The sequence below is a fragment of the Parapedomonas caeni genome (assembly GCF_041060555.1).
GTDB lineage: Bacteria > Pseudomonadota > Alphaproteobacteria > Sphingomonadales > Sphingomonadaceae > CAUJIW01.
The window spans coordinates 39,566-65,335 of the sequence record NZ_JBEUDS010000012.1 but is presented as its reverse complement, the minus strand read 5'-3'; the positions used below and the strand labels follow the sequence as shown (position 1 = coordinate 65,335).

The 25,770-nt window shown below is 66.9% G+C and carries 24 protein-coding genes; 5 read left to right on the top strand and 19 right to left on the bottom strand.

What is annotated here, in order from left to right; all coding sequences use genetic code 11:
- Positions 1-10: 10 nt before the first annotated feature.
- The 5 genes from trpS to ABU113_RS09865 all read left to right on the top strand — a co-directional run bounded on the left by trpS (position 11) and on the right by ABU113_RS09865 (position 4,309).
- Positions 11-1,012: a tryptophan--tRNA ligase gene (gene trpS / locus ABU113_RS09885; protein ID WP_454559348.1), complete on the top strand. Its 1,002-nt coding sequence runs from the start codon at positions 11-13 to the stop codon at positions 1,010-1,012.
- Between the two features lie 103 nt (positions 1,013-1,115).
- Positions 1,116-1,745 carry a DUF4136 domain-containing protein gene (locus ABU113_RS09880; RefSeq protein WP_454559347.1) on the top strand — a complete coding sequence of 210 codons (630 nt, stop codon included), beginning with the start codon at positions 1,116-1,118 and terminating at the stop codon, positions 1,743-1,745.
- Positions 1,746-1,943: 198 nt separating this feature from the next.
- Positions 1,944-2,681 carry a hypothetical protein gene (locus ABU113_RS09875; RefSeq protein ID WP_454559346.1) on the top strand — a complete coding sequence of 246 codons (738 nt, stop codon included), beginning with the start codon at positions 1,944-1,946 and terminating at the stop codon, positions 2,679-2,681.
- A gap of 44 nt (positions 2,682-2,725) precedes the next feature.
- On the top strand, positions 2,726-3,751 hold the full coding sequence (locus ABU113_RS09870; RefSeq protein ID WP_454559345.1) for a DUF2333 family protein: 1,026 nt from the start codon (positions 2,726-2,728) through the stop codon (positions 3,749-3,751).
- Positions 3,752-3,814: 63 nt separating this feature from the next.
- Positions 3,815-4,309: a universal stress protein gene (locus ABU113_RS09865; RefSeq protein WP_454559344.1), complete on the top strand. Its 495-nt coding sequence runs from the start codon at positions 3,815-3,817 to the stop codon at positions 4,307-4,309.
- A gap of 29 nt (positions 4,310-4,338) precedes the next feature.
- Here the strand turns inward: ABU113_RS09865 and ABU113_RS09860 are convergent, their stop codons facing one another.
- From ABU113_RS09860 to ABU113_RS09770, 19 genes are all read right to left on the bottom strand, one after another.
- On the bottom strand, positions 4,339-5,751 hold the full coding sequence (locus ABU113_RS09860) for an NAD(P)H-dependent flavin oxidoreductase (RefSeq protein WP_454559343.1): 1,413 nt from the start codon (positions 5,749-5,751) through the stop codon (positions 4,339-4,341).
- 241 nt (positions 5,752-5,992) lie between these two features.
- On the bottom strand, positions 5,993-8,200 hold the full coding sequence (pnp, locus tag ABU113_RS09855) for a polyribonucleotide nucleotidyltransferase (protein WP_454559342.1): 2,208 nt from the start codon (positions 8,198-8,200) through the stop codon (positions 5,993-5,995).
- A 349-nt stretch (positions 8,201-8,549) separates the two neighbouring features.
- The gene (rpsO, locus tag ABU113_RS09850; protein ID WP_454559341.1) at positions 8,550-8,819 is read right to left on the bottom strand and encodes a 30S ribosomal protein S15; all 270 of its coding nucleotides are present in this window, start codon (positions 8,817-8,819) and stop codon (positions 8,550-8,552) included.
- A 12-nt stretch (positions 8,820-8,831) separates the two neighbouring features.
- Positions 8,832-9,737, bottom strand: coding sequence for a tRNA pseudouridine(55) synthase TruB (gene truB / locus ABU113_RS09845; protein WP_454559340.1), 906 nt, complete (start codon positions 9,735-9,737; stop codon positions 8,832-8,834).
- A gap of 3 nt (positions 9,738-9,740) precedes the next feature.
- A complete protein-coding gene (gene rbfA, locus ABU113_RS09840) occupies positions 9,741-10,169 on the bottom strand; it encodes a 30S ribosome-binding factor RbfA (protein ID WP_454559339.1) in 429 nt (142 codons plus the stop codon).
- A 42-nt stretch (positions 10,170-10,211) separates the two neighbouring features.
- Positions 10,212-12,905 (bottom strand): translation initiation factor IF-2, encoded by a 2,694-nt coding sequence (gene infB / locus ABU113_RS09835; RefSeq protein ID WP_454559338.1) that lies wholly within the window; start codon positions 12,903-12,905, stop codon positions 10,212-10,214.
- 32 nt (positions 12,906-12,937) lie between these two features.
- Complete coding sequence (locus tag ABU113_RS09830; protein WP_454559337.1) at positions 12,938-13,573, bottom strand: DUF448 domain-containing protein; 636 nt, start codon at positions 13,571-13,573, stop codon at positions 12,938-12,940.
- Positions 13,560-15,092 carry a transcription termination factor NusA gene (gene nusA / locus ABU113_RS09825; RefSeq protein ID WP_454559336.1) on the bottom strand — a complete coding sequence of 511 codons (1,533 nt, stop codon included), beginning with the start codon at positions 15,090-15,092 and terminating at the stop codon, positions 13,560-13,562. Before nusA ends, ABU113_RS09830 begins: the two co-directional genes overlap by 14 nt.
- 35 nt (positions 15,093-15,127) lie before the next feature.
- On the bottom strand, positions 15,128-15,622 hold the full coding sequence (rimP, locus tag ABU113_RS09820) for a ribosome maturation factor RimP (protein ID WP_454559335.1): 495 nt from the start codon (positions 15,620-15,622) through the stop codon (positions 15,128-15,130).
- 174 nt (positions 15,623-15,796) lie between these two features.
- Positions 15,797-16,537, bottom strand: coding sequence for a tRNA (guanosine(46)-N7)-methyltransferase TrmB (trmB, locus tag ABU113_RS09815; RefSeq protein WP_454559334.1), 741 nt, complete (start codon positions 16,535-16,537; stop codon positions 15,797-15,799).
- Between the two features lie 63 nt (positions 16,538-16,600).
- On the bottom strand, positions 16,601-17,800 hold the full coding sequence (gene metK / locus ABU113_RS09810) for a methionine adenosyltransferase (RefSeq protein ID WP_454559333.1): 1,200 nt from the start codon (positions 17,798-17,800) through the stop codon (positions 16,601-16,603).
- Positions 17,801-18,025: 225 nt separating this feature from the next.
- A complete protein-coding gene (locus ABU113_RS09805; protein WP_454559332.1) occupies positions 18,026-18,436 on the bottom strand; it encodes a helix-turn-helix domain-containing protein in 411 nt (136 codons plus the stop codon).
- Positions 18,437-18,542: 106 nt separating this feature from the next.
- Entirely contained in the window at positions 18,543-20,075 is a 1,533-nt protein-coding gene (gene lnt, locus ABU113_RS09800; protein ID WP_454559331.1) for an apolipoprotein N-acyltransferase, read from the bottom strand.
- Positions 20,076-20,249: 174 nt separating this feature from the next.
- On the bottom strand, positions 20,250-21,158 hold the full coding sequence (locus tag ABU113_RS09795) for a hemolysin family protein (RefSeq protein WP_454559330.1): 909 nt from the start codon (positions 21,156-21,158) through the stop codon (positions 20,250-20,252).
- Entirely contained in the window at positions 21,151-21,690 is a 540-nt protein-coding gene (gene ybeY, locus ABU113_RS09790; protein WP_454559329.1) for an rRNA maturation RNase YbeY, read from the bottom strand. The genes ABU113_RS09795 and ybeY overlap by 8 nt, the downstream gene beginning before the upstream one ends.
- Positions 21,677-22,708, bottom strand: a complete 1,032-nt coding sequence (locus ABU113_RS09785) for a PhoH family protein (protein WP_454559328.1) — start codon at positions 22,706-22,708, stop codon at positions 21,677-21,679. Before ABU113_RS09785 ends, ybeY begins: the two co-directional genes overlap by 14 nt.
- Before the next feature lie 12 nt (positions 22,709-22,720).
- The gene (gene miaB, locus ABU113_RS09780; protein ID WP_454559327.1) at positions 22,721-24,103 is read right to left on the bottom strand and encodes a tRNA (N6-isopentenyl adenosine(37)-C2)-methylthiotransferase MiaB; all 1,383 of its coding nucleotides are present in this window, start codon (positions 24,101-24,103) and stop codon (positions 22,721-22,723) included.
- Positions 24,104-24,255: 152 nt separating this feature from the next.
- Complete coding sequence (locus ABU113_RS09775; protein WP_454559326.1) at positions 24,256-25,074, bottom strand: lysophospholipid acyltransferase family protein; 819 nt, start codon at positions 25,072-25,074, stop codon at positions 24,256-24,258.
- A gap of 139 nt (positions 25,075-25,213) precedes the next feature.
- Positions 25,214-25,645 (bottom strand): Fur family transcriptional regulator, encoded by a 432-nt coding sequence (locus tag ABU113_RS09770; protein ID WP_454559325.1) that lies wholly within the window; start codon positions 25,643-25,645, stop codon positions 25,214-25,216.
- Positions 25,646-25,770: the final 125 nt, after the last annotated feature.

The following is a 25,770-nucleotide window of genomic DNA, read 5'->3' as shown; positions in this document are numbered from 1 at the left end:
ATCGCAGCCCATGACCAAGCGTGTCTTCTCCGGCATCCAGCCGACCGGCAACCTTCACCTCGGCAACTATCTGGGCGCGATCCGCAACTGGGAGCAGATGCAGCACGAGGCCGAGTGCGTGTTCTGCGTGGTCGACATGCACGCCATCACACTGTGGCAGGAGCCGGCGGCGCTGCGGGCACAGACCCGCGAAATGGCGGCGGCCCTGCTGGCGGCCGGCATCGACCCTGCCAAGGCGATCCTGTTCAACCAGAGCCAGGTGACGGCGCACGCCGAACTGGCGTGGATTCTCAACTGCGTCGCCCGCGTCGGCTGGCTCAACCGCATGACCCAGTTCAAGGACAAGGCGGGCAAGGACCGCGAGGGCGCCAGCGTCGGCCTCTACACCTACCCGGTGCTGCAGGCCGCCGACATTCTGGCTTATGCCGCCACCCACGTGCCGGTGGGCGAGGATCAGAAGCAGCACCTTGAACTCGCCCGCGACGTCGCCCAGAAGTTCAACAACGACTTCGGTGTCGAGCTGTTCCCGCTGCCGGAACCAGTGATCCAGGGGCCGGCGACGCGGGTGATGAGCCTGCGCGACGGCACCAAGAAGATGAGCAAGTCGGACGCCTCCGACATGAGCCGCATCAATCTTACCGACGACGCCGACGCGATCACAGCCAAGATCAAGAAGGCCAAGACCGACCCCGAGCCGCTGCCGGAAACGCTGGAGGGCCTCAAGGGCCGGCCGGAAGCGGAAAATCTGGTGGGCATCTATGCCGCGCTGGCCGGCACGTCGGCCGCGGCGGTGATCGCCGAGTTCGCCGGCAAGGGCTTCGGCGCGTTCAAGCCGGCGCTGGCGGAGCTGACCGTCGCCAAGCTGGAGCCGATCGCCGCCGAGTTCCGCCGCCTGCTGGCCGACCCCGCCTATGTCGAGGACGTGCTGCACCGGGGCGCCGACCGGGCGCGCGCCATCGCCGACCCGATCATGGCGCGGGTGTTCGAGACGGTGGGCTTCCTGCGGCGTTGATCGTGCCGGGCGGTGAATTAGCCGCACGGCCGGCAAACGTTCAGTTGCGGTTCAGCCGCAAGCGCCTAAAGTCATGCCCATCCTGTTTCTGCTGGAGGGTTCCATGCGTCGGTTGACCACTCTGTTCGCCGGTTTGTTGATGTTGGGCCTGGCCGCCTGCGCCGGCCAGATCAAGTCGGATGTCGCCCGCTTCCACAAGCTGCCGCCGCCGCAGGGCGAGACGGTGGCCATCGTACCGGCCGATCCCGCCAAGCGCGGCAGCCTGGAATTCGCGACCTACGCCAACATGATCGGCGCCGAACTGGGGAAGCTGGGCTACAAGCCCGCCGCCGAGGGCGCGACCGCCGATCTTGAGGTGGTGGTGGACTACAGCGTGTCGGAAGGCACCGAGAAGCTGGACACCCGGCCGGGCACGGCGAGCATCTCGCCCTATTATTACAACTGGCGCTCGCGGGCCTTCTACCCCTACTACGGCCCCTATGATCCGTTCTGGGGCCCCGGCCTGTGGAACGAGCCCGAGGTCTATTCCTACACCGTCTACACCCGCAAGCTCAGCATGAAGATCCTCAAGGGCGATGCATCCAAGGAGATGCTGTTCGAAGGCCGGGTGGACTCGATCGGTCGCGACAACCGCCTGCCGGAGGTCATGCCCTATCTGGTCCAGGCCCTGTTCACCGACTTCCCGGGGCAATCCGGCGTCACCAAGCGGGTCAAGATCGACCTGCCCCAGTAATCGCCCGCTGGCGCAAGCCCCCCTCACAGAGGCCCCGGCCGTGCACGCGATCCGGCACGACCGGGGCCTTGTCGTGCCGGCCTGGGCACCACCGGCGCACGCCCCCTGTTCAGCGGGAGGCGATCCTGCGCTAGATCGGGGAATGCGCCGGGCAGCCGGCCACACTGACTGACGGCAACGGCGGAGCCCTGACCGAACATGACCACCGATTTCCGCATCGATGACATCATCCGGCAGACCCTGATGCTGTTCCGGCAGGGGCGGGTGGCGTTTCTCTCGGCCATTTTCCTGGCCTCCGCCGTGTCGATCATCGGTGACTGGCTCTATGAGACCCTGACCGGTCGGGAAGCGCCGGTGTTCAATGCCGGCGCCCTGCTGATCGCCATGCTGTTGAGCGCCTATGTCACCGCCATGGCCTTGCAGCTGCTGCGCGGCACGCCCGCGGTGGAGCGGGAAGCCTGGCTGATGGTGCGGCGACGTCTGCCCTCGGTGCTGGGCGCCAGCCTGGTGGCGGGCATGCTGATGACGTTGGGCGTACTGCTGCTGGTGATTCCCGCCCTCTACATGATGTGCCGCTGGCTGGTCAGCACCGCGGCGATTCTCGACGAGGATCGTGCCTGGCAGTCCGGCATGCAGCGCAGTGCCTGGCTGACCGAGGGTCTGAAATGGCGCCTGCTGCCCGTCTGCCTGGCCTATCTGGGCGCCATCTTCCTCGCGGCCACCGCGGTGGCAGTGGTGGTCTCGGCGATCCTCTCTCCGGAGGTGGCGCGAACCACGAGCCTTGTCCGCTCCTCGGTCACGCTCGCCTTTCTCGCCAACTTCGCGATGACCTGGCTGTCTGCCATGGGGTCGATCGGGCAGGCGATCCTTTATCGCCGGCTTGTCGCCCTGCGCGGCCCGATGCCGGCGCCAGGCCCGAGCACGCCGCCGCTTTGAGGGCGGCGGGACTTGGTACAGCCCCGATTTCAGGGTAAGCAATGATGATGCAATGGCTCACGCGATGGAAACTTTCCTGGCAGGCCCGGCGCCAGCAACGCGCCGAGGGCGCCGCCAGTAATGATGAGTCGCTGGTTGCGTTCCTGAACGACCGCCTCGGGCGAGCGGGCTGGATCACCGGCGCGGCGTTGCTGCTGCTGTTTCTCTATTTCGGCGTTGGCGGCATCGCCCTCTCGACGGTTGACGATGATCTGGCGTTCCGCCCCTCGCCCGCCGATCTGCCACCCGGCGGCAGCGTGGCCGTCGCGATGTCGTCCGGATTGCTGGACCGCGAGCTCAACACACACCGGTGGACACCCGACGACCCCTGGTTCTTCCCGACCGGCCTGATCGACAACATGCCGGCCTTTCAGACCGGCATGCGCCAGACCACCCAGCAGTTCCTGCTGGAACTCAAGGACCAGGTCGCCCGCGCGCGCGGCTCCGGCAGCACCGCCCCCGATCTGGAAAAGGCCTTCGCCGACCTTTCCTACCCCCCCGACCGCTGGTGGCTGGGGACCGACTGGCCATGGATACGCGGGTCGTCGACCTCCTATTATCGCGACGCGGTAACCGAGTTGCGCCGCTACAACAGCCGGGTCGGCAATGGCCAGGCGCTGTTTGAACGCCGTGCCGACACGCTGAACGCCGTGCTTGACCGCCTCGCCCTCAGCCTGGGCTCGGCATCGGCCCAGCTTGACCAGCATGTCGCCAACCACGCCGGCAAGGGGCTGATCGACTGGCAGAGCGACAATGTGTTCTACAACGTGCGTGGTCAGGCCTATGCGGCACACATGATCCTGCGTGGCCTGCGTGAGGACTATGGCGGGCTGATCCGTCAGCGCGAGCTGGCGACCGTGTGGGGCGAACTGATGAGGAGCCTGGAGGCCCTGATCGCCATCGACCCGCTGATTGTCGCCAATAGCGACCCTCAGGGCCTGCTGATCAACAATCACCTGACCGCCCAGGGGGTATTGCTGATGCGTGCCCGCACCGAGCTGCGTGAAATCACGGCGATCCTGCAGAAGTAACGTCCCACCCGTGGCCGTCGCCCGCGGCGGCCGCCGGCATCATCACCGGGGGAAGCGAAACCGATGAACGCTGTCACGCCCGACGATCGTCAACGCAAGTACGCGGTGGTGGTCGATGACACGCCCGAGTGCCGGAAAGCGCTGCGGTATGCAGCCGGCCGCGCGGCTTCGACCCCCGGCGGGCAGGTCTTGATCCTGCATGTGATTCCGCCGATGGACTTCGTCCAGTGGGGCGGGGTGCAGGACATGATGGAGCAGGAGGCACGGGAAAAGGCCGAGGCCCTGCTGGAAGCGATGGCAGTGGATGTCGAGCGCCAGGCGGGCCGGCCGCCGCAGATTCTCATCCGTGCCGGCAAGACCGACGAACAGGTGCTGAACGTGCTGCGCGCCGACCCCTCGGTTGTTCGACTGGTGCTGGCGGCCTCGGCCAAGGGCGACCCCGGCCCGCTGGTCGATTTCTTCTCCGGCCAGATCGCCGGCACACTGCCATGCCCGGTCACCATCGTGCCAGGCGGCATGACTCCCGAATCGCTCGACGCGCTTGCTGATTTCGGCTGAGCCGCAGGAGCCAGCGTCAATCGCGCCGATCAGTCGCCGGTCATGATGCGGTCGATCAGCTGCTTCACCGTCGGAATGAATCCGTTGGAGTAGAACGGGTCCTTCGAGAAGCGGAAGGCGTTGTGCCCCGCGAACATCAGGTTGCGATCAAGCTCACCCCCGTGGGCGATGTCCTGCAGCGTCTTCTGGATGCAGAAGCTGCGCGGATCGGCGAGCCGTCCGGTCGAGGATTTTTCGTTGTCCGCCCAGGCCGAGAAGCTGCACTGCGACAGACAGCCCATGCAGTCGGCCTGATCCTTGCGGATTTCCGCCTTCTCCTCGCGGCCGACGAACACCACCGTGGAGTCGGGTGTCTTCAGCGCCTCGGTGAAGCCCAATGCCACCCATTCGCGCGCACGCAGCAGATCGCCGGTCGTCACATAAAGCTTGTTGCCGCGCGGCAGATTGCCAACGTCGAGCACATGGGTGTGCTCGCCCACCGCTTCCGCCGTGAAGGGAATTTGCCGCTCGGAGCGGGCCTCCAGGTTGCGCAGGAACGGGTTGCGCACGGCGGACGAATAGAAGCCGGTCGGCGAGAAGCGGTGCAGCAGCACGTCGCTCTCGTTTTCGAGCTTCAGCAGTGCCTGCTTCCACTGTTCGGGAATCGGGCTTTCCCGCGTCACCAGCGGCCGGGTGCCGAACTGGAAGGCGATGGCGCCGAGTTCCTTGTTGCCGATCCAGTGTTCCCACTCGCGCAGGCACCAGACGCCGCCAGCCATGACGATCGGCACATCGTCGGAAATGCCTTCCTCACGCATCACGTCGCGCAACGCCTTGACACGCGGATAGGGGTCTTCCGGCTTCAACGGATCCTCGGCGTTGGACAGGCCGTTGTGGCCGCCGGCCCGCCACGGGTCTTCATAGACCACCGCGCCCAGCCACTCCGACGCCTTCGAGTAGGCGCGCTTCCACAGCGCGCGAAAGGCGCGGCCGGACGAGACGATGGGGTAGTAGTGGACACCGTAGGAGGCGGCGATCTCGGACAGCTTGTAGGGCATGCCGGCACCGCAGGTGACACCGGATACCAGGCCGCGGGTCTTTTCCAGCACGCCATGCAGCACCCGCTGGGCGCCGCCCATCTCCCACAGGATATTGATGTTGAGCGCGCCCTTGCCGGAAGCCATTTCCCAGGCGCGGCGCACCTGCTCGATGCCACCGTCGATGGCATAGCGCACCAGTTCGTCATGACGGTCGCGGCGGGTCTTGCCGCGATAGACCTGCGGAACGATGGAGCCGTCGGCGGCATAGGAGTCCGCGTTCACCGCCGACACCGTGCCGACGCCACCGGCCAGTGCCCAGGCACCGGACGACAGATGGTTGGTGGCGGAGATGCCCTTGCCACCCTCGACCAGCGGCAGGACTTCCCGGCCGGCCATCAGGATGGCGTTCAACGACTTCAACATCAACGAGCCTTTCAGGGTCAATTCACGGCGCTGTCATACAGTGTTTGCGCCGCCAAGGCGAGACATATAGGGCACTGCGGCAATCCGGCCACCGTTGGCACGACACTGTAACGACAGCCATGGGCGGCAACGGCAAAGGGCTTCCCCCACCTGGGGGAAGCCCTTCAGCTGTCCAGCCTCTGTCGCCTGATTCAGGCCTCAGACCGCGCAGGCCCGGGGCGATCAGGGTCGAGGACGCCGATCAGTCGTCGCGGCGCGGACGGCGCGGACGACGACGATCGGAACGCTCGCCACGATCGTCACCGCCTTCACGCGGCTCACGCGGTTCCCGCGGCTCACGGGCCGGGCGCTCGTCCGGCAGTTCTTCACCGGTCTCCTGGTTGACGACGCGCATGGACAGGCGGACCTTGCCGCGGTCGTCGATGCCCAGCACCTTGACCTTGACCATCTGGCCTTCGGTGAGAACATCCGCCACCTTGGCCAGACGCTCGTTCTGCACTTCCGAGATGTGCACCAGGCCGTCGCGGGCGCCGAGGAAGTTCACGAAAGCACCGAAGTCGACGATCGACACCACCTTGCCTTCGTAGATCTTGCCCACTTCCGGCTCGGCGACGATGCCCTCGATCCACTTCAGCGCCGCCTGGATCTGGTCGACGTTGGAGCTCGACACCTTGACGGTGCCGTCGTCCTCGATGTCAACCTTGGCGCCGGTGACCTCGACGATCTCGCGGATCACCTTGCCACCAGTGCCGATCACTTCGCGGATTTTCTCCTTCGGGATCTTGATGGTCTCGATGCGCGGCGCGTGCTGGCTCATCTCCTGGCGGGTGCCGCCGAGCGCGGCGTTCATCTTGCCCAGGATGTGCGCGCGGCCGGCATGGGCCTGCTCCAGCGCCACCTTCATGATCTCCTCGGTGATGCCGGCGACCTTGATGTCCATCTGCAGCGCGGTGATGCCCTGCTCGGTGCCCGCGACCTTGAAGTCCATGTCGCCCAGATGGTCCTCGTCACCGAGGATGTCGGAGATCACGGCGAACTCCTTGCCCTCCAGAATCAGGCCCATGGCGATACCCGAGACCGGCCGCAGCAGCGGCACGCCGGCGTCCATCATCGACAGCGACGCGCCGCAGACGCTGGCCATCGAGGAGGAACCGTTGGACTCGGTGATGTCGGAGACGATGCGCACCGTGTAAGGGAAGGCTTCCTTGGTCGGCAGCACCGGGTGCACCGCGCGCCAGGCCAGCTTGCCATGGCCCACCTCACGCCGGCTCTGGGCGCCGAAGCGGCCCACTTCACCGACCGAGTAGGGCGGGAAGTTGTAGTGCAGCATGAAGTTCTCGTGACGGATGCCGTCGAGGCCGTCGATCATCTGCTCGTCGTCGCCGGTACCCAGCGTGGTGGTGACCAGCGCCTGGGTTTCACCACGGGTGAACAGCGCCGACCCGTGGGTGCGGGGCAGCATCTGCACCTGGCAGTCGATCGGCCGGATGTCGGTGGTGCCGCGGCCGTCGATGCGCTTGCCATCCTTCAGGATCGCCGTGCGGACGATGTCCTGCTCCAGCTTCTTCAGCAGCTTGCCGACCAGCTGGGCGCCATTGGCCTCGCCCAGCGCTTCCTGCGCCTTCTTCTTGGCAACGTCGATCATGTCGCGGCGCGCCGACTTGGCGGTGGTGGCGTAGGCGGCCCGCAGGTCGGCCTCGACCAGGCCCTTCAGCTCGGCATAGAGCGCCGAGGTATCGGGCTTCGCCGGGATATCCCACGGCTCCTTGGCGGAACGCTCGGCGAGGTCGATGATCGCCTTGATCACCGCCTGCGACTCGCGCTGGCCGAACATCACGGCGCCCAGCATGATCTCCTCGGAGAGCTCCTTGGCTTCCGATTCCACCATCAGCACGGCGTCGTGGGTGCCGGCGACCACCAGGTCGAGCGACGATGCCTCGATCTGGTCCTTGGTCGGGTTCAGCACATAGTCGCCGTCAATGTAGCCGACCCTGGCGGCGCCGATCGGGCCCATGAACGGAATGCCGGAAATGGTGAGCGCGGCCGACGCGCCAACCATGGCGACGATGTCGGGATCATTCTCGCCGTCGTAGGAGACGGTCTGACAGATCACCAATACCTCGTTGTAGAAGCCTTCCGGGAACAGCGGCCGGATCGGCCGGTCGATCAGACGGGAAACCAGGGTTTCCTTCTCGGTCGGACGACCTTCCCGCTTGAAGAAGCCGCCGGGGATCTTGCCGGCGGCGAAGAATTTTTCCTGGTAGTGGACGGTGAGGGGGAAGAAGTCCTGCCCTTCCTTGACGCTCTTCGCGCCGACCACGGTGCACAGCACCGCGGTTTCGCCGTAGGTCGCGAGCACCGCGCCATCGGCCTGACGGGCAATGCGACCCGTCTCCAGGGTCAGCTTGCGGCCACCCCAGGTGATTTCTTTCTTCTGCATGTCGAACATTGACAGTCTTTCTTCGTATCGCCGGAACCCCATTGCTCCGACGGACCGCGAGACAGGCGGATCGTTTCGCGCAGCCGGTGCGGATCACCGGGGCTGCGATTCACCACCCAGCGAGGGAAGCAGCCACATGCCGCCAACCCTCCATCTTGCATGGGCCCGCAGGCCCGAAATGTCCGCTGGAAATACCCGAGCGAGACGGCGGACAGCGCCTCGGGGGATCGGATACCCGCCACACGGGGGTGGCGGGAGTGTAGGCCGCGGGGGCCCAAAAGCCAAGGCACCGGCAAGAGGTGCCCGAAAAGCCAAGACGCCCGCTCCGGAGTTCGAAGCGGGCGCCTGTGGGGTTCGCTTACTTGCGCAGTCCGAGCCGCTGGATCAGGCTCTGGTAGCGCTCGACGTCGCGGGACTTCACATAGTCCAGCAGCCGACGCCGCTTGTTGACCAGCATCAGAAGGCCACGCCGGGAGTGGTTGTCCTTCTTGTGGGTCTTGAAATGCTCGGTGAGGTTGGCGATGCGCTCGGAGAGGATCGCCACCTGGACCTCGGGCGAACCGGTGTCTTCACCGCCGCGCGCATAGGTCTTGATCAGTTCCTGTTTCTTCTCAGCCGTAATCGACATCGATATCTCCTTTCATCCAACGTTCAGCCCCCTCAGTACCCGCACCTGGCCGGCAACGGCCTCGACGATGGCGATGGGAACAGACCCGTTCATCGCCATATAGGTGCCAGGCTTGAGGAGAGTCCCCTGGAGCCGCTGCCCTTGACGCAACATGGCGGCCTCCTCGGGGTTGACGGGCAGAGCCGGGATGTCGTCCAGCCCTGCCGTCAGCGGCAACAATGCCTGTTCCGGGCGCCGCTCTTGAATGAATTGGTCGAGCTTGTCCAGCGAAATCGCCGTTTCCAGCGCGAACGGTCCCGCCTTGGTCCGCCGGAGCATCGCGACATGGCCCACCGTGCCCAGCGCCGCGGCGAGGTCGCGCGCCAGCGCCCGCACATAGGTCCCCTTGGAGCACAGCACGTCGAGCGTCACCGCCTCGACCGCCGCGTCCGTGCCGTCGATGGCCGCCACGCCGAGCGCGAAGATGGTCACGCCGCGCGGCGCCAGCACCACCGTCTCGCCGGCACGGGCGAGATCATAAGCGCGCGCGCCGTCCACCTTGAGGGCGGAATAGGCCGGCGGGATCTGGGTGATGGCGCCGGTGAAAGCCGGCAGTGCCCCCTCGATGGCCGCCAGCGACGGCCGGACCCCGGAAGTGGCGCACACCGCCCCTTCCAGGTCATCCGTGGTGCGGGCCTCGCCAAAACCGATGGTGAAACGATAGCCCTTGGTCGCGTCCAGCAGGTAGCCCGACAGCTTGGTTGCCTCGCCCAGCGCCACCGGCAGCACGCCGGTCGCCAGCGGATCAAGCGTGCCGCCGTGACCGATCTTCAGCTTGCCGTAGCCCGCCTGGCGCAGCGCCCGCTGCAGGCGGCCGACCACCTGGGCCGACGTCAGCCCGAGCGGCTTGTCGACATTGAACCAGCCGTGGAGCGCCATGGTCTACTGGTCGTCGTCTTCGTCGACCAGGGGCCGGCGCGGCTCGTCCACCAGATCGCGGGCGACCTTGGGGCTGCGCAGCAGCGCGTCGATGCGGTTGGCGGTGGCGAAGCTGTCGTCGAGTCGGAACACCAGATCGGGCGTGTATTTCATCCGCACCCGGTGACCAAGCTCGCCCTTGAGGAAGCGGGCGTGGCGCTTGAGCGCACCCAGGACCGCCTCCTCGTCGGCACCACCCAGCGGCTCGACGAACACGGTGGCGTGGCGCAGGTCGGGGGACACCTTGACCTGGGTAACCGTGACGGAATGGGTTGCCAGCACGTCGTCCTGCACGTCGCCGCGCGCCAGCAATTCCGCCAGCACATGGCGGATCTGCTCGCCGACGCGCAGCAGGCGCACCGATTTTCCGCCCTCGGTCTGTTGATAGCGCATGGCCGGTTCCTCCCCCTCTCCGGGAGGGAGAGGGTGTAAGCGTTAGAGCGTCCGCTCGCGTTGCTCGATCTCGTAAGCCTCGATCATGTCGCCAACCTTGATGTCCTGGAAGTTCTCCAGCGTGACACCGCATTCGAGACCCGCGCGCACGTCGTTGACGTCATCCTTGAAACGCCGCAGCGACGACAGCGAACCGTCGTAGACAATGACGTCGTCGCGCAGGATGCGGGCCTTGAGGTTGCGCTTGAGATTGCCTTCGCGGACGATGAGACCGGCGGCCTTGCCGGCCTTGCCGGCCTGGAACACCTCGCGGACCTCGGCGCGGCCGACCACATTCTCCACCATCTCCGGGCCGAGCTGGCCGGCCATGGCGGCCTTCATGTCGTCCACCAGGTCGTAGATGATGTTGTAGTACTTCAGCACCACGCCATCGCGCTCCGCGACCTCGCGGGCCTTGGCGTTGGCGCGGACGTTGAAGCCGACGATCGGCGCGTTCGAGGCTTTCGCCAGCGTCACGTCGGATTCGGTGATTCCACCCACCGCCGCGTGCAGCACGCGCGCCTTGATCTCCTCGGTCGACAGCTTGTTGACGGCCTGGGAGATCGCCTCCACCGAACCATGCACGTCGGCCTTGATGACCACCGGGAATTCCTTGGCCTTGGACGCCTTGAGCGCCGAGAACATGGATTCCAGCGAGGTCGGCGCCACCGTCTGGCGCTTGCGCTGGGCCAGCGTCTGGCGATAGGCCGCCACTTCGCGGGCACGCGCTTCCGACTCGACGACCGAGAAGGCATCACCGGCGCCCGGCACGCCGGACAGACCGAGAACTTCGACGGGCTGCGACGGTCCGGCCGACTTGATCTGGCGCCCCTTGTCGTCGACCAGCGCGCGCACCTTGCCCCATTCGGCGCCAACCACGAAGATGTCACCCACCTTCACGGTGCCGCGGCTGACCAGCACGGTCGCGAGCGGACCCCGGCCCTTGTCAAGCTTGGCCTCGATCACCGTACCTTCGCCCGGACGATCCGGATTGGCCTTAAGCTCCAGGATTTCCGCCTGCAGCAGGATCTTCTCGATCAGTTCGTCCAGGCCGAGCTTCTTCAGCGCCGACACTTCAACGTCCTGCACCTCGCCACCGAAGGCTTCCACCTGCACGTCGTGCTGCAGCAGCGCCTCGCGGACCTTGGCCGGGTTGGCGCCCGGCTTGTCCATCTTGTTGATGGCGACGATCATCGGCACGCCGGCCGCCTTGGTATGATTGATGGCCTCGATGGTCTGCGGCATCAGGCCATCGTCCGCCGCCACCACCAGGATGACGATGTCGGTGACGTTGGCACCGCGCGCGCGCATCTCGGTGAAGGCCTCGTGGCCCGGCGTGTCGAGGAAGGTGATCTTGTCGCCCGACTTCACCGTCACCTGGTAGGCGCCGATGTGCTGGGTGATGCCGCCGGCCTCGCCCGCCACCACATCGGTGCCGCGCAGGGCATCCAGCAGCGAGGTCTTGCCGTGATCGACGTGGCCCATGATGGTGACCACCGGCGGCCGCGGCTGCAGATCGCCCTCGACGTCCTCGCCGCCGGTCAGACCGATTTCGACGTCGGACTCGGCGACACGCTTCACCATGTGGCCGAAGTCGGTGACAATCAGTTCAGCGGTGTCCTGGTCGATCGACTGGTTGAGCGTGGCGACCACGCCCATCTTGAACAGCGCCTTGATCACGTCGGAGGCGCGCTCGGCCATGCGGTTGGCCAGTTCCTGCACCGTGATCGTCTCCGGCACCACCACTTCGCGCACCTGCTTGGCGGCCTGGCCCGGCATCATGTGCGAACGGCGTTCCTTCTCGCGGGCGCGCTTGAGCGCCGCCATCGAGCGCACGCGCACCGAATCCTCGTCCTCCAGCGCCCGCACCACCGTCAGCTTGCCGGACTGGCGACGCTCGTCACCCTTGACGCGGGCCGGCTTGTGAACCTCGGGCTTGCGCTTGGCAGGCTGGCCCGGCCGGGCGCGCTCGGCGTCGTCCTCTTCGGCATCCGCCTTCAGCTTGACCGGGCGCGCCTCGGCACCCGGCGCACGCGCCTCGGTCTCGGCATCCGACGCCGGCGCCGCCTGGGTGGCCGCGGCCTCCGCTTCGGCGGCGGCGGCCTCCTCTTCCCCGGCGCGACGCTTGGCCTCGCGGGCCTCGCGTTCAGCGGCCAGCGCGGCCTCACGCTCCAGATCGGTGCGACGACGCTGTTCCTCAAGCGCGCGCATCCGCTCCTCTTCCGCCTGACGGATGGCGGCCTGCACCCGCTCCTGGCGGGTCAACCGGTCCTCGCCGGTGATCGGCGCGATAGGACGACGCGCGGGCGCCGGTGCCGGTGCCGGCGCCGGCTTGGCGGCGGGCGCGGGGGCAGCGGCGGCCGGGGCGGGCGCGGCAGCCGGCTGAACCGGTTCCGGCGGCGGCGGTGGCGGCGCGGACTCGACAACGGGAGGCGGCGCGGGGGGCGCGACGGGCTTGGGCGCCTCGACGACGGGGGCCATAGGAGCGGCGGGCGGCGGTGGCGCAACGGGTTCCGGCGCCGGCGTCTCGACCTCGGCGCTTTCAGCCTTGCCAAGCACGCGCCGCTTCTTCACCTCGACCATGACAGTCTTGGAGCGACCATGGCTGAAGCTCTGCTTCACCTTGCCGGCCTCGATGGTCTTCTTGATGCCCAGCGGGGGCCGCGAGCCCAGCGTCAGTTTCTTATCGTCGTTCATCCAAAAACCGTCCTAAACTTCCTGCCTCGGGCTCAGTCGCCGGTCGCCGGAGTGGCAACAAACGCAGCCCAACGGCGCACGTCTTCAGCGACGCGCCGCGAGGCTCCCGAGTCAATGACCGCAGCGTGTACCATATTATCCCGGCCCAACGCCAAGCCCAAATCAGCCCGTGTGACAGGCAGTGTCATCACCCATGCATCCGGGCACCAGGTCCGCACGCCGCCATCCAGCTTGCCGGCGCCATCGGCGGCGGCATCGGCGGCATGCAGCAGTCCAAACACCCGGCCGGCGCGGATCGCTTCCTGCACCCGGTCGAAACCGAAGGTGAGGTTGCCGGCCCGGTTTTCCAGCCCCAGCCGGTTGAGCGTCCGCTGCGCCAGCCCGGCGGCGATGCGATCGGGCAGGTCGTCGGCGAGTTTCAGCGCCCCGGCGTCCACCTTCAGCGTACGGGCCAGCTGACCGCGCAGTCGTCCCTTGGCCAGTGCCGTCTCCAGCGCAGGACGGTCGGGGCCGATCCAGGCCCCGCGGCCGCCCAGTTTGTTGCCGAGGTCGGCGACGACCTCGCCGTCGGGGCCGACCGCCAGGCGGATCAGCCCCGTGCGCTCATGCCGCTCGCCGGAGAGGATGCAGCGGCGGATGGACTCGTCTGACGCCTCAGCCTTGCTCACCCTCACCCTCGAACCAGTGGGCGCGCGCCGCCATGATGATGCGGTTGCCCTCCTCCTCCGACAGCCCGAAATCCTTCAGGATGCCGTCCTTCTTGGCAATCAGCTCGTCCGTTGCCAGATCGGCCAGATCGTCGAGCGTCTTGATACCCGCCTGACCCAGCACCAGGAGCATCGGTTCGGTCAGCCCGTCGATGGCGGCCAGCGCATCCTCGACGCCCAGCGCCACGCGCTCCTCGCGCGCCTTCTCGGCCCGGCGCTCCAGCGCTTCCTGGGCGCGGCTCTGCAGTTCCTGGGCGACATCCTCGTCCAGTCCCTCGATGCCGGCCAGATCGTCGATCTCGACGAACGCCACTTCCTCCAGCTCGGTGAAGCCTTCGGCCACCAGCAGCTGGGCCAGCGTCTCGTCGACGTCCAGCTCGTTGATGAACATCTCGGAGCGTTCCTTGAATTCCTTCTGGCGACGCTCGGATTCCTCGGCCTCGGTGAGGATGTCGATGGTCCAGCCGGTCAGCTGGCTGGCCAGGCGGACGTTCTGGCCGCGCCGGCCGATGGCCAGGCTCAGCTGGTCGTCGGGGACCACCACCTCGATGCGGCGATCTTCCTCATCGAGCACGACCTTGGTGACTTCCGCCGGCTGCAGCGCGTTGACGATGAAGGTGGCGGGATCGGGCGACCAGGGGATGATGTCGATCTTCTCGCCCTGCAATTCCTGCACCACCGCCTGCACGCGGCTGCCCTTCATGCCGACGCAAGCGCCGACCGGATCGATCGAGCCGTCGTTGGAGATGACGCCGATCTTGGCACGCGAGCCCGGATCGCGGGCGCAGGCCTTGATTTCGATGACGCCGTCGTAGATCTCCGGCACTTCCTGCGCGAACAGCTTTTTCATGAACTCCGGATGCGCGCGGGAGAGGAAGATCTGCGGACCGCGGTTCTCGCGGCGCACACTCATGATATAGGCCCGCACGCGGTCGCCGACGCGCAGCGTCTCGCGCGGGATCTGCTGGTCACGGCGGATGACGCCCTCGGCCTTGCCGAGGTCCACCACCACATGGCCGAACTCGACGCGTTTGACGACGCCGGTGATAACCTCGCCGACGCGGTCCTTGAACTCCTCGAACTGGCGGTCGCGCTCGGCGTCGCGCACCTTCTGCACGATCACCTGCTTGGCCGACTGGGCGGCGATGCGACCGAAGTCGAGCGGCGGCAACGGATCAGTGATGAAATCACCGACCACGGCACCAGGCTTGCGCGACTGGGCATCGACGACCGAGATCTGCTTGAACAGGTCTTCCGGCAGCTCGACCACCTCGACCACCCGCCACAGCCGCATGTCGCCGGTCTTGGGGTCGATCTTGGCGCGGATGTCGTTCTCCGAGCCGTAGCGGGCACGGGCGGCGCGCTGGATCGCCTCCTCCATCGCCTCAAGCACGACACCCTTGTCGATCGACTTCTCGCGCGCCACCGCGTCGGCGATGGCGAGCAGTTCCATTTTGTTGGCGCTGATTGCGGTTGCCATGTGTCCTCGGTCCTCTCCTCGTGGGCCGGTGGGCCTTATTCGGGTCTGGCGGGCGCGGTGGCCCGGATGAGTGCATCGGTAAGCACCAGCTTGGCGCCGGCGATGGCGCTGAGTGGCACGGTGAAATCGCCGGCCTCGGTGGCGACGGTGAGCTGGTCGCCGGCAAGCCCCCGGATCACACCCACCAGCCGCTTGCGCCCCTCGACCGGGGTCGCCAGCGTGATCCGCACCTCGTGGCCGGCCCAGTTGACATAATCCTTCGGCCGGGTCAGCGGCCGGTCGATACCCGGCGAGGAGACTTCCAGGCGATACTCGCCTTCGATCGGATCCTCGATATCGAGCATGTCGGAAATCGCCCGGCTGATCGCCTCGCAGTCCTCGATCACCAGCTGGCCGGTCTCCGGCCGCTCCGCCATCACCTGCAGCACCGCCCGCTTCTCGCCGCCGCCGAAACTGACGCGCACCAGCTCGTAGCCCAGTCGGGTGACGATGGGCTCGATGAGTGCGGTGAGGCGCGCGATGTCCGCCAACGGCAGCTCCAATGCGAAGGATCGAAACCCCGCATGGACAAACCCGGCTGGCGCCGCCGCGAGACTTCGTGGCGACTTCCGCAAGGCTGACCATGTGGAAGATTGTCAAGCGCTATACCTGCGCGGCGGCACAATTGCAAGGGAGCGATCTGACGTACAGCCCGCGCGCGCCGCTCACGCCCGCCGGTAGCGGAAATACCAGATCGGACGGCCCTCGCTCTCGGCCCACTGGCCGTAGCGGGTGGCGGGCCAATCGTCGGGGCGGACACGCCAGTCGTCCGGCTGCTCGGCCAGCCAGTCGAAGTCGCGCCGATGGTCCATCTGCATTACCGTCCACGCCATGTAGGTGGGGTGGTCGGTGGCGACGCGGAACTCGCCGCCGGGCCGCAGCTTGGCGGCGATCAGGTCCAGCGGGCCGGGGTTGACGAAGCGCCGCTTGGCGTGGCGCGCCTTGGGCCAGGGGTCGGGGTGGAGCAGGAACACCCGGCCCAGGCTGGCGTCCGGCAGGGCCGCCAGCACCGCCAGGGCGTCCCCCATGTGCAGGCGGATGTTGCCCAGCCGCTGATCCTCGATGTGGCCCAACGCACCGACGACGCCGGTGAGGAACGGCTCGCAGCCGATGAAGCCGATGTCGGGGTGGCGGGCGGCCAGCGTCGCCATGTGCTCGCCCTTGCCGAAGCCGATCTCCAGCCACAGATCGGCGGTCGGCGCGCCGAACAGGGCGGCGGGATCAAGCGCCCGGCCTGACGGCGGCAGGGGGACGGCGACGCGCGGCAGCAACTCGTCAAGCAGTCGCTGCTGGCGGTCGCGCAGCTTGAAGCCCTTCTGCCGGCCGTAGAGCCGTTTCAGCGTCGTCGGGTCGGAGGGGCGCCGGCCAGCACCGGCGGTCTCGTCACGGGTCTGTTCATCGGTCATGGCGGCCGCGCTTACACGCTCGGGGCGGTTTAGGCCAGTCTTGCGTACGACCGGTCGAGACGCTCAGAGCGCCGCCTTGAGCGCCGCGACGAGATCGGTCTTTTCCCACGAGAAGCCGCCGTCGGCGTCCGGCTGACGGCCGAAGTGGCCGTAGGCGGCGGTGCGGCGGTAGATCGGCTTGTTGAGGCCCAGATGGGTGCGGATCCCCTTGGGCGTCAGCCGGACCAGCGTCGGCAGCACGGCCTCCAGCCGGTCCTCGCTGACCGTGCCCGTGTCGTGCAGGTTGACGTAGAACGACAGCGGCTCGGCCACGCCAATGGCATAGCTGACCTGGATGGTGCAGCGGCGCGCGAGCCCCGCGGCCACCACGTTTTTGGCCAGATAGCGGCAGGCATAGGCCGCCGAGCGGTCGACCTTGGTCGGGTCCTTGCCGGAAAAGGCGCCGCCGCCATGGGGAGCGGCACCGCCGTAGGTGTCGACGATGATCTTGCGGCCGGTGAGGCCGGCGTCACCGTCCGGGCCGCCGATCTCGAACAGGCCGGTCGGGTTGACGAAGATGTCGGTGTCTGCCGGCATCCAGCCGGCCGGCAGCACCGAGGCCATGACATCCTTCACGTAAGCCCGCAGCACCTTCTGATCGTAGCCGACGGCGTGCTGGGTGGAGACCACCAGCTTCACCGCCCGGACCGGCCGGCCATTCTCGTAGGCCAGCGTCACCTGGCTTTTGGCGTCGGGTTCGAGAAACGGCGCGGCGCCGGAATGGCGCTCGGCGGCCAGCTTCTCCAGGATGCGATGAGAGTAGTAGAGCGTCGCCGGCATCAGGTCCGGCGTTTCGTCGCAGGCGTAGCCGAACATGATGCCCTGGTCACCGGCACCCTCGTCCTTGTTGTCCGAGGCGTCGACGCCCTGGGCGATATGCGCCGACTGGGCGTGCAGGTGGCAGGCGAAATCGGCGGTCTGCCAGTGGAAGCCCTCCTGGGCATAGCCGATGTCGCGCACGGTTTCTCGGGCCGCCTGCTCGATGCGCTCATGCCCCATTGGCGTGATCACGCCGTTGGCGTCGATCAGACCGCGGTCCTTCGAGCGCACCTCGCCGGCAAGGATGATCCGCTGGGTGGTGGTCAGCGTCTCACACGCCACCCGGGCCTCCGGGTCGGACGTCAGGAACAGGTCGACCACGGCGTCGGAAATCTGATCCGCCACCTTGTCGGGATGACCCTCGGACACGGATTCGCTGGTGAAGACGAAATGGGAACGGCTCACGCTTGTTCAGTCCCTGCAACTCGGAGGAACTAGAGCCTTAACCCAGCCGGCCGGCAAAGGCAAGAGAACATAAAGTCATCTTTATGTCTTTAAGTCCAGTGCACGACGACGCGCGTCACCCCCGCGCGTCCGGGACAAGACAAGCCACCGGGCACGACAACAACTCCCGGCACAGGGTGACGGGCAGCCGGAATGGAGATTGGAAACGGAAGCGCCTGCCAGCGTTCAATCGCCGTTGGCGTCGGGCCCGAGGCTTTTCAGAAAGTCGATCATCTTCTTGCGGACCTTGGGGTCGGCAATCCGGTAATAGAAGCGGAGCAGATCCTGGGTCTCGCGCGAGGACAGCTGTTCCGCCTCGAAGGGATCCTGGCCGCCATCGGCCAGTCCGGTAAGGCCGAGGCCGGTGGCGGCCTCCGCGCCCTCGAAGAAATAGGTGATGGGCACGTTGAGAATCTTCGACAGCTCGAACAGACGGCTGGCACTGATGCGGTTGCTGCCGCGCTCGTACTTCTGCACCTGCTGAAACGTCAGGTCGAGCGCGTCACCCAGTTTTTCCTGGGTGATGCCCAGCAACCGACGGCGGGCACGCAGACGAGAACCGACATAGGTGTCAATGGGATGCGGCGTGTCCGTCATGTCTCTCTGAACCTTGCATTTTTTCGCACATGACTTCACCAGTTGGCGAACGTCAAGGCCATTTGTGAGCGACCCGCTGCATATTGTCTAATTATCTGCTGTTGTTCTAATTTCGACGGCGAACAATGACAACAACGACACTCGTCAGGGTGAGCAGGATCAGCAGCGGCCAGTCGCTGAAACGGCTGTAGAGCGTGGCCGGCAGCGCGCCCGGCAGTACGCCCTTCAGCACGCCCCGCTCGCCAAGACCCAGATGGGCGGTCAGCCGGCCCTTGGCATCGATGACCGCCGAAATGCCGGTGGGAGTGGAGCGCACCAGCGGCAACCCTTCCTCGATGGCGCGCAGGCGGGCGCTCGCCAGATGCTGATGGGGGCCGGCGGACAGACCAAACCAGGCGTCGTTGGAGACATTGAGCAGCCAGTCCGGCCGGTGGTCACGATCCGCGACCGCGCCGGGAAAGATCGCTTCGTAGCAGATCATCGGCCCGACGGCGGGATAGCCCGGCAGTGCCAGCGTGCGGGCACCGGGACCGGCGACGAAATCGATGTCGCCGGGCGCCAGCCGGGCGATGCCGATCGCCTCCAGGAGCGACCGGAAAGGCAGGTATTCACCGAACGGCACAAGATGTGCCTTGTCGTAACTGCCCTGAATCCGTCCCTCGGGGTCGATCACCAGCAGGCTGTTGCGCACCGCCTCCGCCAGCCCGTCGGCGGTGCGATCGACCCTCAGGCCGCCCATCAGCACCAGGCTGCCGTCGCTGACATGGCGGGCGATGAGGTACCGGGTGCTCAGTTCCTCCTCGACGATATTCGGAATGGCCGTCTCGGGCCAGATGACCAGTCCGGGGGCGCCAGGGGCCATGGCGGCATCGCTCAGTTCAAGGTGCTCGCGCAGATTGCGGCGCGGGTCCGACGCATCCCATTTGATGTCCTGCGCGATATTCGCCTGGATGATGTACAAGGGTACACCCGCCGGTGGCGGCGCCGGGCTGAGCAGGCGCCAGGCGCCGGCCATCGCCACCGCGAGCAGCAGGAGGCCGATCAACCGGGCAGCCCGCAGCGACGCCGCCCGGCCATCGGCCAGCAGGGCAACGGCGCCACCCGCCAGCACCATCAGGAACGACAGGCCATAGGCGCCCACAACGCTGGCTGCCTGCGCGACCGGCGGCAGCACCAGCCAGCTATTGCCGACCAGGTTCCACGGAAAGCCGGTGAACAGGTGACCGCGCAGGCCCTCGCAGACCACCCAGGCGATGGCCAGCACCAGCACCCGCAGCGGCCCGGCCGACCAGAAACGATGCGCCACGGCGGCCGCCAGGGCGCCATAGAGCGCCAGGAAACCCGCCAGCAGGATCACGGCGACAACGCCGGTCATCGGCGGCATGGCGGACTGATACTGGAAGGAAAGCGCGATCCAGTAGAGCCCGGTGGCCAGCTGCCCGAAGCTGAACCACCAGCCAAGCCGGGCCGCCTCGCGCCGATTCCCCGCGCCGTCGATCAGCCAGACCAGCACCGCCAGGGCGAGTGGCATCAGCGGCAGCAGGTTGACCGGCGCGAAGGCCAGCGCACTCAACGCGCCCGCAAGCAGGCCGAGCCACCGACGGCGAGGCTCGGACTGCCGACGCAGCCATGCGGGCACCAGGCCGGCAATCCGTATCGCCCGGCCCCAGCCATCCGATGCCAAGCTGGCATCACCGGCGTCACGAGTCTGATCAAGCAGGCTGGGTTGCCAGCCTGGGGCGTCATCCGTGCCCGCGCGGCGCCGCGAGTCGTCGGCGGCCTTGCCGGACGCCCCCTGCTCCTCGCCCGACATTCAGGCGCCCGCGGATAGCTCGGGCGGATGCACGCGAACCCTTGTCACCCGCCGGGGCTCGCCATCGAGGATCTCAAAACGGAACCCGCTGGGATGGTCGATGCTCTCGCCGATCACCGGCACCCGGCCGGCGAGCATGAAAATGAGCCCGCCGACGGTGTCGACCTCGCTGTCGTCATCCTCCGACAGGAAATCGGACTTTAACTCTGCCTCCAGTTCCGTCAGCGGCAGGCGGGCGTCAGCATCGTAGAGACCGTTGGGCAACCGCTTGAGCAGGCTGGCCTCGGCCTCGTCGTGCTCGTCCTCGATTTCGCCGATGATTTGTTCCACCAGATCCTCGATGGTGGCAAGGCCGTCTGTCCCGCCATACTCATCGACGACAATCGCCATGTGGGTGCGACTGGCGCGCATGCGTGCCAGCAGGTCCAGCACCCGCATCGATGGCGGTACGAACAGTACCGAACGCAGCAGCTTGTCGATACGTGGCGGCCCCTTGGGGTCCGGTCGGACCAGATGCTGGTAGACATCCTTGACGTGGACCATGCCAATCACCGCGTCCAGGCTCTCGCGATAGACGGGCAGGCGGGAGTGTCCGGCCTCGGCAAATAACCGGGCCAGTTCCTCAAAACTGCCCGAAGCGTCAAAGGCGACGATGTCGGTGCGCGGCACCGTCACGTCATCGACCCTGAGTTCGCCGTAGCTCAGCAGGTTGCGCAGCATGGTGCGCTCGACCGCCGACAGGTCATCCGCCTGCGGCGCGGCTTCATGCTCCTCGATCACATCCTCAAGGCTCTGGCGCAGCGTCGCGTCAGACGCTCGACGCGGCAGCAGCTGTTGCACGGCGTTGAGCAGACGCGCGACGAGACGACTATGAGGGTCCGTAGACGACGAGGCCGCGGACTCAGTCATGGCCGATAGAGCCGTTGGCATAGGGATCGGCAATGCCGAGCCCGGCGAGAATCGATGTTTCCAGCGCTTCCATTGCTTCCGCGTGTTGTTCTTCCAGATGGTCGTACCCTAGCAAATGCAGCACGCCATGCACAACGAGATGTGTCACGTGATCGGCGAGCGTCTTGCCCTGGGCCCGCGCCTCGCGCGCGCAGGTCCCGGCCGCCAGCACGACATCGCCCAGCAGCAGTTCGCCATCCCCCCCGTCGGCGGTGTTCGCCGGGTCGGCAAGCGCGTCCAGCAGATCGGGTTCGACCAGCGGAAAGGACAGCACGTTGGTGGCCGCGTCCTTGCCGCGATAGTCACGGTTGAGGGCCTGCACCTCGGCATCGTCGGTGAGCCGGCAAGACAGTTCCACCACCAGCGGCGATGTCAGCAGCCCGGCACACGGGGTGGCGGCGATCGCCGCGCGCGCCGCCGCCTCGGCCAGCGCCGCCCAGTCAACGGCTCCCGGCCAGTCGCCGGCCTCCAGGCCGACATCAATCTGCAGCATGATCGGCGCGGTCGGACTGGTCGTATGCCTCGACAATGCGGCCAACCAGGGGATGACGCACCACTTCCTTCGGGTCGAAGCGGACCAGTGCGATGCCCTCGATGCCCTCCAGCTTGCGCACGGCATCGGCGAGCCCCGACTGGGTGGAGGCGGGCAGGTCGACCTGGCTGGGGTCCCCGCAGATCACCATCTTGCAACGGGTGCCGAAGCGGGTGAGAAACATCTTCATCTGCATCGGCGTGGTGTTCTGGGCCTCGTCGAGGATGACGAAGGCGTCCGACAGGGTGCGGCCGCGCATGAACGCCAGCGGCGCCACCTCGATCTCGCCGGACGCCATCCGGCGCTCCACCTGTTCGGCCGGCATCATGTCGTGCAGCGCGTCATAGAGCGGGCGCAGATAAGGGTCGACCTTCTCCTTCATGTCGCCGGGCAGGAAACCCAGCCGTTCGCCGGCTTCCACCGCCGGACGGGAGAGAATGATCCGGTCGACGCCACCGCTCATCAGCTCATGCACCGCCTGGGCAACCGCCAGGTAGGTCTTGCCGGTGCCGGCGGGGCCGAGCGCGAAGATCATGTCGTCGTGCGCCAGGTGCTGCATGTAGCGCACCTGGGTCGGCGAGCGCGGCTGGATGGTCTTGCGCCGGGTGCGAATCTGCAGCGGGCCGCCACTCTCGCCACTGTCGACGGTCTCGCGGCGGGCCAGCGTCTTGTCGGCGAGCGCCAGCGCGTTCTCGACGTCCTCCACCGTCACCTCGCCACCCTGCTGCAGGCGGTTGTAGAGGGTGATGACGACATTGCGTGCCCGCTCGGCGGACTCCGCCTCGCCCTCGATCGACAGCCTGTTGCCGCGTGCCGCAATGTAGACGCCCAGCCGGTTTTCCAGCGCGATCAGGTTCTGGTCGAACTGGCCGAACAGCGGACCCAGCAGCCGGCCCTCGTCGAACTCAAGCTGCAAGGTGATGGTCTCGGTGTCGTGACCGGCGGAAGGGGGATGATGGCGGATCGGTTTCTTGCCCATGCAGGCGCAAGCTTAAGCCGCTTGCGAGCGTTCCGCCAGTGCTCCGTGCAGGCTATTTGCCCCCGCCGCCAAAATTTCACACGCCCTGATGTCGCCGATCCTCAGGTCGGCGGCTTCCACATGCACCGACTGCATGTAGGGCGAACGGCCGATGAGCTGGCCAGGGCGACGGCCGGCGCGCTCGAACAGCACCGGCATGGTCCGCCCGACGCTGCGCTGGTTGAACGCCAGCTGCTGGCGGTTGAGCAGATCCTGCAACCGCGCCAGACGATCGGCCTTTTCGTCTTCCGGCACCTGATCGGCCATTTCGGCCGCCGGCGTGCCGGGGCGGGGGGAGTATTTGAAGGAATAGGCCTGGGCGTAGCCCACCGCCTCGACCAGCGCCAGCGTCTGGCGGAAATCCTCTTCCGTCTCGCCAGGGAAGCCGACGATGAAGTCACCCGACAGCGCGAGATCGGGCCGCGCGGCGCGCAAACGCTCGATGATGGCCAGATAACTCTCGGCGGTGTGCTTGCGGTTCATCGCCGCCAGCACCCGGTCCGACCCGGCCTGCACCGGCAGGTGAAGGTAGGGCATCAGCTTGTCCACCTCGCCGTGGGCCATGATCAGCGCGTCGGTCATGTCACGCGGGTGCGAGGTGGTGTAACGGATACGCGCCAGCCCCTCGATGGCGGCCAGTCGGCGAATCAGCCCCGGCAGGTCGGCCGCGGCGCCCCTGCCATCGTCGCCATGGTAGGCGTTGACGTTCTGGCCGAGCAGCGTCACCTCGCGCACGCCCTGGGCCACGAGGTCGCGCGTCTCACCCTCGATCGCCGCCAGCGGACGGGAGATCTCCGCCCCCCGCGTATAGGGGACGACACAGAAGGTGCAGAACTTGTCGCAGCCTTCCTGCACGGTGACGAAGGCGGCGGGGCCGGCACTGACGCGGCCCTTGGGCATATGGTCGAACTTCTCCTCGACCGGAAAGTCGGTGTCGAGCACGCGCGGCGTCTGGCCCTGGGCCTGAGCCTCGCGGGCGCGCGCCAGCATGTCGGGCAGCCGGTGATAGGTCTGCGGGCCGAACACCATGTTGACGGCACCGGCCCGGCGGATGATCTCGGCGCCCTCCGCCTGGGCGACGCAGCCGGCCACCGCGATCAGCGTCTCGCGACCGTGCGCCCGGCGCTCGTCGGCGACACGCCGCAGCCGGCCGACTTCGGAGTAGACCTTCTCGGCGGCCTTTTCACGGATATGGCAGGTGTTGAGGATGACGAGATCGGCCTCGCCGGCCTCGTTGGTGGCGACATAGCCCTCCTTGTCCAGCAGTTCGCCCATGCGCTCGGAGTCATAGACGTTCATCTGGCAGCCGAAGGTCTTGATCAGGACCTTGCGGGCATTGGGGGTGGTGACACTCACGCGCGATATCCTTCGCAGGCGGCAATTCGCAAAACTGCCCCGCTCATAGCCCAGCGCGCGGCGATTCTCAATTCGCACGCTGACCGCCGCTCAGAGCCCGCCGCGATTGGCGCGGCAGGCCTCAAAGTTCGCCGCGATTGGCGCGGCAGGCCTCAGAGTTCGCCGCGATTGGCGCGACGCAGACCATCCGCCACCACCTGCTCACAATGGCGGGCCAGCGCCTTGCGATCCGGAAAGTCGGCCCGGCGCACCGGGTCATGGAACTGCAGCAACGCGCGCACCCGGCCCAGCCCCATCAACTCGCGGGCATGCGGCGCCAGGTCCATGTCACCGACCCAGGCGATCTTGTAGCGGCTGGAACGCAGCATCGGCAGGCCATTGATATGGGTATAGGCGATGGTCACCGGCTGGATGCGGACATCCGCGTCGATCAGGGTCTCGGCAATGGCGAACAGCGACGACTTGAAGGTCTTGACGGTGCGTCCGGCGGTACTGGTGCCCTCGGGGAACAGCACGACATTGTGACCGTCCCGCAGGCGATCGGCGATCTCGTTGCTTTGCGCGGCGGCCCGGCTGCGACGCTCGCGTTCGACATAGATGGTGCGCTGGAGGTCGGAAAGACGGCCCACCATGCCCCAGCCTTCTACTTCGGACTTGGCGACGAAGGAGCCGAGAATCTGCGATCCCAGCACCGGAATGTCGACCCACGAGATATGGTTGGCGACAAACAGGGTCGCGCCATCCTGGACCGGCGCGCCGACGCTCTCGACCTGCATGCCAATGGCCCGGCAGAACAAGCGGTGGAACGTCCTGGGCAGTCGGGGTGACGCCTCCGGCTTCAGGCGCAACACCGCCGCCTGGGCAGGCGCCAGTACGGTCAGCCCCATCGACGCCCATGCAAGCGCGCGCACGACCCGCCAGTCGCGGTCGAAGGTGGGCGAGAACGGCAGACGGGCAGGCGCCAGGGCCATGGAGGAACGACTTGCGACCTAAGTGACTGATCAAACACGACCCGACCGACGACAAGAGTCAGCGGCACGGCCGAGTACCGGCGCCGTTATACGGCAGCCAGACAAGTTGCTCAATGGCGCACCGCCCGAACGGCGCGGGTCAGTTCGTGGTCTGGTCGCGCTGGACACGCACGCCGTAGAGCTCCATCCGATGATCGACCAGGCGATACCCCAGCCGCTCCGCGATCTTGCGCTGCAAGGCCTCGATCTCGGGATCATGAAACTCAAGCACCGAGCCCGTCTCGACATCAATCAGATGATCGTGATGCGCCTCGGGGACGGGCTCGTAGCGCGAGCGGCCGTCGCGGAAATCGTGCCGCTCGAGAATGCCGGCCTCTTCGAACAGCCTCACCGTGCGATACACGGTGGCGATCGAGATATGCCGATCAATCGCGGTGGCACGGCGATAGACTTCCTCGACGTCGGGATGATCGGAGGCGTCGGACAGCACACGGGCGATGACCCGACGCTGGTCGGTCATGCGCATGCCGCGCTCCACGCACATGGCCTCGATATCGATGTTATGCACCATGATACACCTCCGCCCGATTTCGGATCAGATGAGTCGCATTAGCGCGTCGCGTCGTGAAGGGCAATCATCAACCACGACAGTGGCGACAGGGTGCCTGACGAGCTGCCGCCGACGCCCGCGCCCGT